Consider the following 11,411-nt stretch of genomic DNA (forward strand, 5'->3'; position numbering starts at 1 on the left):
GCTATCCGCAAGTGATTTCCATTGCGCAGCGGGCAGGGCGCAGTGAGCTTGATGAAGATGCGCTACCACCCAACATCAGTGAATTTGATGTGCTTCTTAACTTTGATAAAGACAAGTCCATGAGACCCGATGAATTGCTGCGTCACATTCGTGCGGATTTGGCGAATATTCCTGGAGCCGTATTTAACGTGGGGCAATTCATTGCTCATCGTATGGATGAAGTGCTTTCAGGTGTACGAGCACAGGTCGCTATTAAAATTTTTGGTGATAACTTATCCACTCTCAATGAATTAGGGCTGTCAATGGAGGCTTTGTTAAAATCAGTACCCGGGGTAGTGGATGTGAATAAGGAGCAGCAGATTAAAGTACCCCAATTGGTGATTCAACTTGATCGCGAAAAAGCAGCTCGCTATGGGGTCAATGTGGGACAGATTTCGGAAGACGTGCAAGTGCTTCTGAATGGTGTGAGCGTCTCCAGCGTTTTAGAGGGGCAACGAACGTTTGATCTATATCTGCGAATGGATAAACCAGGACGTGACAGCGTCAAGGACATTCAAAACATGCTGATCGATGCTCATGGTGTGGGAGAAAACACCAATGCGCAAATCCCGTTGCGGGCTGTGGCAGAGATAGCATTGGAACCGCAACCTTTTGCAATTAATCGTGAGAACGTGCAACGATTGTTAGTGATTTCTTTCAATGTGCAGGGACGCGATTTGGGCAGCGTGATTGCCGAAGTGCAGCAGGAAGTACAAGAAAAAATCAAACTCCCCACCGGTTATTTTATTCAATACGGCGGCCAATTTGAAAGTCAGCAACAAGCCTCTCGAGTGATTTTAGTTTTTGGTGGCTTGGTGATTTTTATTATGTTGATATTGCTGCATAAAGCCTTTGGTACGTTTAGAGAAGCGTTATTGGTGATGTTTAATTTGCCTTTGGCACTCATTGGCGGGGTCATTTCACTGTTTGTGGTGAGTGGCGAGATGAGTGTGGCGGCCATGATTGGGTTTATTACGCTGTTTGGAATTGCTGCGAGAAACGGAATCATTTTAGTGAGTCATTACAACCAATTGCGATTGCAGGGAAAAACTCGGGAACAAGTGGTTATTAATGGCACCATGGACCGCTTAGTGCCGGTATTAATGACTGCCGCCACAGCGGCCCTTGGCTTAATTCCCTTGTTATGGGGTTCGCCTGCGGGTAAAGAATTGGAGCGCCCTTTGGCTCAGGTGCTTTTGGGCGGATTATTGACTTCTACAGTACTTAATATGCTGGTGGTGCCTACGGTATATAATGCCATGGAAGCATGGCGAGAAAAGCGCAGACAAGAAGATAAAACAGAGCAAGGAGAAAAAAAATGAAGCACATGACCTTAAAACAAAGAAAGCATTTCTGGTTGGGGCTTATTGCCAGTGTTTTGCTGGTTTGTGGGTATTCTCAAGCCATTGCTGATTCTACTGAAGAGCCAACGAAATCCATTCCTAAAACCATTCCGGCCATTTGGGAGGCGGTAGATAAGCATGTGGCATCGATGAATCAAGTACTCAGTGGTGATGATTTAACGTCCATACACCAGCATGCGTTCGCCATTCGTGATTTAGTCAACGCATTACCTGCTTTAAGCAAGGATTTGTCAGAGGAACAGAAAAAAACACTGCAACAAAATTTAAGCTATGTCAATCAATTAGCCACTCGCCTTGATAAAACCGGTGATGCCAATGATAAAGAAGGAACTGAAGCCAACTGGCAAAAATTACAAAAAGTGTTGGCACAGCTGCGTACTTTGTATCCTTCGGATGCCCCTAATTAATCAAGGATTGAGTCATGATGTCTTGTGTTGTTCCGTGGTTTATTTGTAGATTACTGTCGCCAAGTACCGAGGCTGCAGAGGTAAATGGCCATATCAGAGGCACTGACATCATGACCAACAAAGCATATGGTGGATTTATTCCCTATTCAGCTCATGTTGAGTAGCATCAGATTTTTATGCACTAATTTGCTTTTAAATCCAAGGTAATGACATCGTCCGCTTTTCCACTTTGGGGAATGACAGTCACAGTGCCTTTTGTAAAAGAGCCCACTTGATAGCTTTCTTCTTCTAGGGTCACGGGATTTCCTTTTTGATCTCGTGCGGAGGATAAATCCGCAACTTGTGCTAACTCGTCAAGAGTGATCGAGGAGCCACGATACATGTGCTTGGTTTGGTTCGCATTCTCTGAAGTTCCAGTGATTTCATGACCCATGGTTACAAAGGATATGGCGAGCATGGTTAATAAATACAATAGAAAATTGATTTTTTTCATGAGATTCTTCTTAACCCAATGATTTATTACCATAATAGATTATCTGTTGCTCAACAACAAACGGTTAAGACTTGATTTTATTATTCTTTAAGCACGTCCTTGAGCCGTTGTTGTCGTTAATAGGTCTTGTGCCTATCGGTTATCGGATGGAGAGAAAATTTTTGTAAAAATCTTATCTCTAGTCCACAATAGGTAAAGAGGTTGAGATTTAGGATAGTGGTGATGCATGGACAAGGACAACATCGACTCGCTTTATCAAATGGGGCATGATTTTTTTTCTTATCAACTGGATTGTTGGCAGCGTTCTATTTTATTTTGGGATACGTTACGTGAACGTGCCAATAACATGATGGAGCACGAACAACAAGGGTTGCCCCCACTGCTTAATTTTAAATACGAATTAGTCCTCGATGGGAAATCATTGGAGCCTAAAACGAATTATGCTTTGGTTAAAATTCTTGAGGTTGGTGATGTTTGTTTTGAAGCGTGTTTTGACCCTCATGCGCATCCAGTTATTATTATCGATCCCCGATCAGGCCATGGACCAGGGATTGGTGGCTTCAAACGAGACTCTGAAGTAGGCATTGCACTTCATAGTGGCCATCCCGTGTACTTTGTTATTTTTTATCCTAACCCTGTTCCTCATCAAACGCTCGCCGATGTCTTAGCCACTTTGCGCCATTTTGTTGAAAAAGTCCAAGCATGGCATGAAGGCAAAGCGCCCATTCTTTATGGTAATTGTCAAGCCGGTTGGATGTTGGCATTATTGGCTTCTGATTGTGTGGGATCGGTTGGTTTGACGGTCATGAATGGCTCACCGGTTTCTTATTGGTCCAGCAGTGAAGAAGAAGCCAACCCCATGCAATTATTAGGGGGACTCTTAGGTGGTGCCTGGAGTGCCCGCTTTCTATCGGATTTAAAAGAAGGGGTATTGGATGGGGCGTGGTTGGTCTCTAATTTTGAGTTACTCAACCCAACCACAGCGATTTGGGATAAATATTATGGTTTATTTGATGAAATCGATGGGGAGCGGCAGCGATTTTTAGAGTTTGAACGCTGGTGGAATGGTTTTTACCAATTTAGTCAAGAAGAGATAATAGCCACAGTGACCCATCTTTTTATTGGCAATCAATTGGAGCGTGGTGAAATGCCAATTCATAAAGGATGCATTTACGATTTAAAACGCATTCGAAGTCCCATAGTTCTTTTTGCTTCCCAGGGCGATCAAATTACCCCACCGAGGCAGGCTTTGCATTGGATACGAACGATTTATCCTACGACGCAAGCCTTAAAAGAGGCGAAACAGCGAGTGGTTTATCTTCTTCACCCCTCGATTGGGCATTTAGGAATCTTTGTTTCAGCCCAAGTCGTTCGTTTGCACCATCGTGCCATTTTAGAGCATAGTGATGCCATTGAGCAATTGCAGCCAGGGCTTTATGAAATGATGATTATTAATCCAACAGGCGATCCCGATTGCAGTAAAGAACAATATCAGGTGCGTTTTGAAGAGCGTGACCTAACACAACTTTGCACAACGAGCTCCACGCAACCGTTTGACAAGGTTCGTCAAACATCCGAAGCCAATGATTCGATTTACCAAAAAATAATGCAACCCTTGGTGCGAAGCTTAAGTAATCCTTTCTTATCCTGGTGGCTTGAGAAAACCCATCCTATGCGCATCAGTCGTTATGTGTTTTCTGAAAAATTGAATCCAGTCATGAAGGCCATCGAATTACTAGAGCATCCCATAGAAGCCAATCGCCGCAGGACTACTGAAGACAACGTCTTTAAAAAAATAGAGCATGACTTGGCACAGGGGATAAGGGATTCGTTGGAATCCGTCCGAATCATGCGTAATGATGTGATGAGGCATTGGTTTGACGCGCTCTATAAGGACCCTGATTAACAGGCGAGGATGTTAATTGATGGAGCGTATCGCATCAAACTCTTCGTCAAGGCTCATCTCATTCTCTAAGTCCCTGGCTTCATGACACTCGCTCTCATCAGCCAGAGGAATGGGTTCTCTTGCTTTTTCTTCGTATTCATTCGCTGCAAAACAATCCTTAGCGTTCATAACCATTCCTTCAACATTATTTTTCTTGTCCTTGCCAACGACTAAAAACAACCCGGTTGATTGTTGCTATTTTCATCTTGGACCTTTAGCATAACGGATAACAATTTAATTGACAAAAATAAGAAATAAAAAGGGACAACAGAATAGCCAATTCGCTATTTTTTGTAGGAAGAAATGAGGGAAGGAGATGTTGGTTCCCCAAACTAAACTAAGGAGCACATCGACCATGATAGAAATTATTCCCAATTGGCACCCCATTTTTGTTCATTTTACCGTGGCCTTATTTACTGTTTCGGTGATTCTTTATACCGTAACCTATTTAGCCTCTTACACTCATTGGAACACCAAGCCGTTGATTGTCGAATTGGACATAGTGGCTCGTTGGTGTTTATGGCTGGCGGCATTGAGCACGATGACCACCGTGTCCGCTGGGTTTTATGCCTTTTATACAGTGAAACATGGAGCCATGGTGCATGCCGTCAAAGTGATTCACCGCAACTGGGCACTGGCTACTGCGAGTGTCCTTTTACTTATGGCTTTCTGGGTGATTTGGCGTTATATTAGACACCAAAAAACGACGCTTCCCTTCTTAATGGCATTGTTCCTTGCCCAAGTGCTGTTACTCACGACGGCTTGGTATGGAGCGGAATTAGTCTACCGCTATGGGTATGGTGTTCTGCCTGTCAAAGCAGAAAAGACGGTATCGCCGTATTAATACGATTTTTATGGAAGGATACAAACATGGTACAAAAGGATTTGCGCTGTTCAATATGGAGTCATTTCTTTGTTTTTTCCTTTTTACTGCTCAGTTCTTCTGCTTTGTTTGCCCAGCATGAGCAACATGGTGCTTCAACTCCAACACTGACTTCTCCCAAGGCAACACCGTCTCAACCCAAATCTGTGAAAAACAAGACAGAGCAACAGGCTACTAAAAAGCAACCTGTTCAAACGGTGACCCCTCTCACCATGACCGGTGGCGCAAAGCATACGGTTAATTTGGTGGTTGCTTATAAAACGGTGAATTTTGTAGGCAAACCCAGGCGCGCCATTGCTGTTAATGGGCAAATTCCAGCCCCTACGTTGCATTTTAAAGAAGGAGATGAGGTCACCATCAATGTGTATAACCATTTGGATGAGGGAACGTCCATTCATTGGCATGGTTTACTGGTTCCTTGGCAAATGGATGGGGTGGATGAGGTGAGTCAAAAACCAATTCCCCCAGGAGGCGTGTTCCATTATCGCTTTAAGCTTTATCAACGGGGGACCTATTGGTATCACGCCCACGCCAAGGTTCAAGAACAAGAAGGTTTATATGGGACTTTTATTATTGACCCACCGAGTCCCCCAAGTTATCACTACACCAAAGATTATGTGGTGGTGTTATCCGATTGGAGCAACACCCCTGCCGAACAAGTGCTTGCGAATTTAAAAAAAGACGGCGATTATTACGGTCCTCGATTTCCCCTGCAACCCTCACTCATGAAGTTTCTTCATGATTATCGTAAAGCCTCCCCTGAGGAGCGTAAAAAATTAATCGCTGATTATAAAATGATGCAACAAATGCGGATGAGTATCTATGATTTAAGTGATGTGGCGTATGATGCCTATTTATTAAATGGTCGGCCTAAATCTCATCCTTGGACTGCCCCTGTGAAGGTAGGGGATACGGTGCGATTACGCTTTATTGGCGCAGGAGCAAGTACCATCTATCGTGTTAAAATTCCTGATGCCAAAGTGGACATGGTGCATATTCAGGGAAATGATGTGACCCCTTATCCCATTGAGGATTTTTGGATTGCACCGGGTGAAACCTACGATATTCTGGTGACAATTCAAAAAAACAAGCCTTACATTATTTATGCCGAGTCGATTGATACTCTGGGTAAAGCCTATGGAGCCTTAATAACCTATCCTAATCAAGTCGTCAACACTCAGGAAGTGACTCCTTTCCCTGAGCCACTTCCTGTTACAAGAGAAATGATGGCCAACATGATGCAGTCTATGAATGGCGGGGCGATGGATGGAAACCAACAGCACGGCTTGATGAACAAAAAAACATCATCAACAGCGATGAAATCCTCCATGACCATGCCTTCGCACGCGCAAACAATGAGCTCGCAAAGCGCGAACCACTCGATGTCCTCCATGACTCCCCAAAAGAAAATGGACAAGGCATCCAATCATTCCACTCACACCTCATCCATGAAACCCAAATCCTCTTCGACCTCGATGAACAAGAGCATGGCCATGCCGGGCATGAATCATAGCGCAATGGGCCAGAATAAGACGTCTAACTCTGCTCAAATGAAATCTGACTCCTCATCGACTGCAATGAACAAGAGCATGGTTATGCCGGACATGAATCATAGCGCAATGAGCCAGAGTAAGACGTCTAACTCTGCTAATGACAGGTCTATGAATAGGAACATGAAGTCTGATGGGCCTATGGAACAAGATATGTCGATGAATGGCTCCATGAACATGAAGATGCCTATTGAGCCGACCATTATAGGCGATAAAATACAGCCGCCTGATTCGGCAAAAGCCACCACCCTGGGAACTAAATACCAAGAGTTAAAAGCAGCAGTGAAAACCAATAATCCGAATAAAGCGGTCGATGGGATTATTAAAATGGAATTGTTTGGTTACATGGACCGTTATATCTGGTTTATTAATGGATTACCGGAATACAAGGCCAAACCAATTCTGATTGAGCCAGGAAAGCGTTATCGGATTATTTTTACCAACAATTCGATGATGCGTCATCCCATGCACATTCATGGTCATTGGTTTATTTTACGCAATGGCCATGGGGCTTACGATCCTTTATTGCATACCATTGAGGTGGCTCCAGGAGCGACTGCCGTTGCCGATTTTGATACCGAGGCCAGCGGCCAATGGTTTTTCCATTGCCATCATCTTTTGCACATGACCGCGGGTATGGCGCGGGTATTTCAATACACCACCATCATCGAGATTGCCAACGGCACTCGAAAGCCAGAGAATTACGCCTATCAACAAGCCTACATCAATCGACCTATCGTACGAGAAGATGAAGTCATGCCACTGGATGCTTCACTCATCAAACACCCCGCAGGGCATCATCAAGGCTTCTATCGCGCAAGCTATATGGAGCTCGGTGAAGATCCTTTTCATAATGCTCAGGAAATGACGTTTAGAGGTCTCTATGGCACCGATTACAATAAACTCCAGCTGTATACTGAGGACGCTGAAATTTATAAAGGAACCGTTGAAAACGCAGACATCGATGTATTCTATTGGCATTTGATTAGTCAATTTTGGGCCATTAAAGGTGGGGTCAATTATTTTTATCGCCCGGGAGGCCCTTATTGGCAACCGGGTATTGGTATTGAAGGATTGATGCCTTGGTATATTGATACCAACATTAGAACGTATTACCGTGATGGCAGTGTGAAATTTGACATTCAGTTAGCACGGGCTAACCAGCTGACCAATAACTTCTTCTTCCTCACAGGAATTCGCAGCATTTTGGCCACTCATACCGTCGTCAAAAATGAGATTGGCAATGGCTTAAACCAAATGCGTTATATTCTTAGACCTTACTATCGTCTTAAACCAGGTCTTAGTATTTTTACAGAGTACGAACATGATGTAGAGTATGGTGCTCTTAAGAGGATTCTTCAAAGTCAAGGAGAGCCTACCACCCAAGATACAATAACCTTAGGAGTTGCTGTGCTTTTTTAAAAAGCCAAACATCCATTGGAATTATTTTATGAATTCATAGGAATAAATAGTCACCTTCATGATATGAATCCATCAATGAGGAACATTATCACCTATCAATGATCTTGTTTATTGGAGTATTGGGCTTTCCCTTCCCAAGAAAAGCCTTCCTCATGTCTTTAGGATGGTGACAATTTATCTGACAATCCTGGATTTTTTAATCATTTATCTGCAGATCATCATTTTCAAATAATGGAGTTTGCTTAATTTCTAAATTTCTTTGTTGTAATTGGTCAATTTTCACATGGGGACAATAATATGCATTAGCTATTACGGAATGGATATTAATAGTTGTTAAATTTTTTGATCCCCTTACATATCTCTTTTGAGCTTCCTTTGGTGTATGGGTTACAAGAACGATAACATTTGCTCCTAACTTTGCGCCTTCATTTTTTAAAAAATTATTATCATCTTTTTCTAGATCTTTTAAAGAGGAACGGATATCCACAACTTCATGTACATTTGGGTTTTTAATAATCCCTAAGAAACGGCAATTTCCTGTAGGATAGGACAAATACAAGTTAACATTTTTCGCATCTGCATTTACTTGACGTAATCCGCCACAGCCTGAATTCAAAAGAAGAATCATAAAGCTAATTATTAAATAAACAATTTTCATATCTATAATTCCTTTTATTTAGCGTGCTCTTAACATACTCATATAAGACTATTACTTACTTTGATTATGAATAAAAGTATTAATTGTAAAAATATAAAATTAATATCGCTTTCAATTGAGTAAAATAAATTCGCCATTTTGCATAGTGAAGGCTAAGATGTATACCTGATTTGCGAGCTAAAGTCCCTTGTCACACTTGCCATCATATTTTCGGCTACTTCTTCCTCTTGTTTTTGATGGATGCTAATAATCTGCTTAAAATAATTAATCCGTTGTTGCAATAAATTGCTTAAGGTATTTAAATGGCTTAATTGATTTTTATTATCTCGAACAAGATATTTAAGTGCTTCAATTTTTTCTGTGGCTAGTTATACTTTTTTTCATAGTCTCTTGATGAGGGCTTTTCTGGCTCGCATTTGTCCTGTTTCTGCCTTATTTCCGAATATTTGGCACAAAAAAACCTTCTTAACAAAAGGTTAATGCCTTTACTCACACATCAAGATTTGGGAATGAATTTCCCACTCTTAATGTCCGCCATGGCCACCGTGACCACCACCGTGATGCCAGTTTTGATGCCAATTATGGTGCCAATTTTGATGCCAGTTGTAGTGATATTGAATCCAATGCCATCTATGTCCATCCCAATGCCACCGGCCATGTCCACCATGAGGTTTCCAATGAGGGGCATGAGGTATATTGGAAGCTAATATTATGGAACCTATTGGTGAGTCAGTTTTGATTGAGGCATCAAAGGCAGAAGCTACAGCACTTGAACCCATCAAAGCGGCTACTGCAACAAACCACTTCAACGTCTTTAAAGTCCACATATTGCCGCTCCTTGTAAAAGAGCTGATTAAGCTACTCTAAATCCAATACTTATCAATTTAAGTATAGACAAGATAGTACTTAAGTTCAAAAGTCGAGCAATTTATGAAATGATGCCTGACTGGCGTAATCTTTTATTAAGGATGGACTATACTAATACAAATTGATGAGTCAAAGGAGTGCCTATCATGTCGCCTGCATTTGGGGGCCACTCGAAGCCACCAAAACCACAAAAAGAGAAGGGCTTTTGGAGTTCTCCTTCAGGACTCATGGCCATCATTATTATTGGGATTATTAGCTATTACTTGATTGTAGAGCACGGTGCTCATATTGCAAGCTTTCTGGGGGCTTCCCCTTTGGTGCTGTTAGTTTTACTCTGTCCCTTGATGCATCTTTTTATGCACAAAGGACATGGGGGGCATGAAGAGAATCATCACCATAAATCGGATAGTAAGGACAATGATTCCTCTGAGGATAAGGATTAATCGAAATGGAACATACTTCTTATGCCTATGGTTTGTGGTTATTGGTCATTGTCAATTCAGCGATTTTCATTTTGTTTGCTTACAGTTTTACCACCACGTTTAAGACAAGGCGAGATTGGCGATCTTTTGGGGCGTTCTCTGCGTTTGTGGTTGCCTATTTTACCGAAATGTATGGTTTTCCTTTAACCATTTATTTACTGTCTGGATGGCTTTCAAAATATTATCCTGGAGTGGATTTATACGGTCATGACAGTGGCCATTTACTCCATACTTTGTTGGGGTTGAAAGGAGATCCCCATTTTGATGTCTTTCATATCTTAAGTTTTGTCTTCATTATTGGCGGTCTTTGGATGATTGCATCAGCCTGGGGTACTCTTTATCGCGCTCAGAAGAGCCATCAACTGGCCACAACAGGACTGTATGCCAAAATTCGTCATCCACAATACGATGGATTTATTCTGGTGATGATTGGTTTTTTACTACAATGGCCAACCATTTTAACCTTAATCATGTTTCCTATATTAGTTTATATGTATGTTCGTCTTGCACGTAGAGAAGAAAAAGAGGTCTTGGCAGAATTTGGCGAGGAATATAAAGACTATGCTGCGGTTACTCCCGGGTTTATACCTCGCTTTAGTAAACAACAAAAGAGCAAAGGAGGTGTGTCATGATGTTTCTGTTTCATAGTGCTGAAATGTTCGGTCTTATCGCAATAGCGCTTGGAATCATGTTGGTCGTCTGGGCATTACGTAATGAAGGAAAAAGTATTGGATTAGCCAAAATATTTGGATGGCTGATTGTTATTATTGGGATTTTAGGGGAATTATGCAGTATTTTTTATAGTATTAAATACTGGTATGCAGGTTATTTCCAGATGCCAATGATGTCAGGTGAAGCATTCCTATTCCATATAGCCCAGATGGTGTCTCTCATTGCAATAGCTCTGGGTATTGTTTTAATCGCATGGGCGTCACATAACCAAGGACGTGGTGTTTCGTTGGCCAAAGTCTTTGGTTGGTTGGTCGTTGTCTTTGCGATTTTAGGCCTGATCTGTAGTGGTTATTATGCCACAGTGTATTGGTACAAAGGATATATTCAAACACCTGCTGGTATGCCTATGCTGATGCAACATCAAATACCGAAACAGTCACCCAATCAAGTGCCATAACAAATTGTTACGGCACTTATAATGTTCCATTGTAGCGAAGAAATTCCTCAATGATGCTTATAAAACCCAACTCCTTTAATATCAGTCCACAACGTGGTTTGGTGGCAAAGGAAGCATTGATCGACACGGGCTTCATGCTCATGAGCCACTTTTTTTGAAATCATATTAAAAT

At 42.0% G+C, this 11,411-nt stretch carries 14 protein-coding genes; 9 read left to right on the top strand and 5 right to left on the bottom strand.

Features of this window, described 5'->3' with window-relative positions:
• The 3 genes from ACWTEW_RS24545 to ACWTEW_RS24555 form a co-directional block, all read left to right on the top strand.
• On the top strand, nucleotides 1–1,361 hold a 1,361-nt coding region (locus ACWTEW_RS24545), incomplete at its 5' end, for an efflux RND transporter permease subunit (protein WP_454783569.1).
• Entirely contained in the window at nucleotides 1,358–1,810 is a 453-nt protein-coding gene (locus ACWTEW_RS24550) for a transporter (protein WP_454783570.1), read from the top strand. The genes ACWTEW_RS24545 and ACWTEW_RS24550, both read left to right, overlap by 4 nt.
• A 14-nt stretch (nucleotides 1,811–1,824) precedes the next feature.
• Nucleotides 1,825–1,974 carry a hypothetical protein gene (locus tag ACWTEW_RS24555; protein WP_454783571.1) on the top strand — a complete coding sequence of 50 codons (150 nt, stop codon included), beginning with the start codon at nucleotides 1,825–1,827 and terminating at the stop codon, nucleotides 1,972–1,974.
• Between the two features lie 17 nt (nucleotides 1,975–1,991).
• Here ACWTEW_RS24555 and ACWTEW_RS24560 read toward each other — a convergent pair whose 3' ends face one another.
• A complete protein-coding gene (locus tag ACWTEW_RS24560) occupies nucleotides 1,992–2,303 on the bottom strand; it encodes a hypothetical protein (RefSeq protein ID WP_454783572.1) in 312 nt (103 codons plus the stop codon).
• Nucleotides 2,304–2,529: 226 nt separating this feature from the next.
• Between ACWTEW_RS24560 and ACWTEW_RS24565 the strand changes: the two genes are divergently transcribed.
• The gene (locus tag ACWTEW_RS24565) at nucleotides 2,530–4,209 is read left to right on the top strand and encodes a DUF3141 domain-containing protein (protein ID WP_454783573.1); all 1,680 of its coding nucleotides are present in this window, start codon (nucleotides 2,530–2,532) and stop codon (nucleotides 4,207–4,209) included.
• Nucleotides 4,210–4,221: 12 nt separating this feature from the next.
• Here ACWTEW_RS24565 and ACWTEW_RS24570 read toward each other — a convergent pair whose 3' ends face one another.
• On the bottom strand, nucleotides 4,222–4,377 hold the full coding sequence (locus ACWTEW_RS24570; protein WP_454783574.1) for a hypothetical protein: 156 nt from the start codon (nucleotides 4,375–4,377) through the stop codon (nucleotides 4,222–4,224).
• Nucleotides 4,378–4,564: 187 nt separating this feature from the next.
• Here ACWTEW_RS24570 and ACWTEW_RS24575 point away from each other — a divergent pair, with 187 nt between their 5' ends.
• Both ACWTEW_RS24575 and ACWTEW_RS24580 read left to right on the top strand, forming a co-directional pair.
• Nucleotides 4,565–5,092 carry a DUF2231 domain-containing protein gene (locus ACWTEW_RS24575; protein ID WP_454783575.1) on the top strand — a complete coding sequence of 176 codons (528 nt, stop codon included), beginning with the start codon at nucleotides 4,565–4,567 and terminating at the stop codon, nucleotides 5,090–5,092.
• Nucleotides 5,093–5,118: 26 nt separating this feature from the next.
• Entirely contained in the window at nucleotides 5,119–8,103 is a 2,985-nt protein-coding gene (locus ACWTEW_RS24580) for a multicopper oxidase domain-containing protein (RefSeq protein WP_454783576.1), read from the top strand.
• 196 nt (nucleotides 8,104–8,299) lie between these two features.
• Here ACWTEW_RS24580 and ACWTEW_RS24585 read toward each other — a convergent pair whose 3' ends face one another.
• From ACWTEW_RS24585 to ACWTEW_RS24595, 3 genes are all read right to left on the bottom strand, one after another.
• Nucleotides 8,300–8,761 carry a DUF4156 domain-containing protein gene (locus ACWTEW_RS24585; protein ID WP_454783577.1) on the bottom strand — a complete coding sequence of 154 codons (462 nt, stop codon included), beginning with the start codon at nucleotides 8,759–8,761 and terminating at the stop codon, nucleotides 8,300–8,302.
• Nucleotides 8,762–8,913: 152 nt separating this feature from the next.
• Nucleotides 8,914–9,114 carry a CHASE3 domain-containing protein gene (locus ACWTEW_RS24590; protein WP_454783582.1) on the bottom strand — a complete coding sequence of 67 codons (201 nt, stop codon included), beginning with the start codon at nucleotides 9,112–9,114 and terminating at the stop codon, nucleotides 8,914–8,916.
• Between the two features lie 171 nt (nucleotides 9,115–9,285).
• The gene (locus ACWTEW_RS24595; RefSeq protein WP_454783578.1) at nucleotides 9,286–9,588 is read right to left on the bottom strand and encodes a VrrB; all 303 of its coding nucleotides are present in this window, start codon (nucleotides 9,586–9,588) and stop codon (nucleotides 9,286–9,288) included.
• 186 nt (nucleotides 9,589–9,774) lie between these two features.
• Here ACWTEW_RS24595 and ACWTEW_RS24600 point away from each other — a divergent pair, with 186 nt between their 5' ends.
• Genes ACWTEW_RS24600 through ACWTEW_RS24610 form a run of 3 tightly spaced genes read left to right on the top strand, consistent with a single transcriptional unit; the run spans nucleotide 9,775 to nucleotide 11,239 of the window.
• The gene (locus ACWTEW_RS24600) at nucleotides 9,775–10,071 is read left to right on the top strand and encodes a DUF2933 domain-containing protein (protein ID WP_454783579.1); all 297 of its coding nucleotides are present in this window, start codon (nucleotides 9,775–9,777) and stop codon (nucleotides 10,069–10,071) included.
• A 5-nt stretch (nucleotides 10,072–10,076) separates the two neighbouring features.
• The gene (locus tag ACWTEW_RS24605) at nucleotides 10,077–10,742 is read left to right on the top strand and encodes a methyltransferase family protein (RefSeq protein ID WP_454783580.1); all 666 of its coding nucleotides are present in this window, start codon (nucleotides 10,077–10,079) and stop codon (nucleotides 10,740–10,742) included.
• Nucleotides 10,739–11,239, top strand: coding sequence for a hypothetical protein (locus ACWTEW_RS24610; protein ID WP_454783581.1), 501 nt, complete (start codon nucleotides 10,739–10,741; stop codon nucleotides 11,237–11,239). The genes ACWTEW_RS24605 and ACWTEW_RS24610 overlap by 4 nt, the downstream gene beginning before the upstream one ends.
• Nucleotides 11,240–11,411: the final 172 nt, after the last annotated feature.

It is taken from the genome of Legionella stuttgartensis (assembly GCF_977063405.2).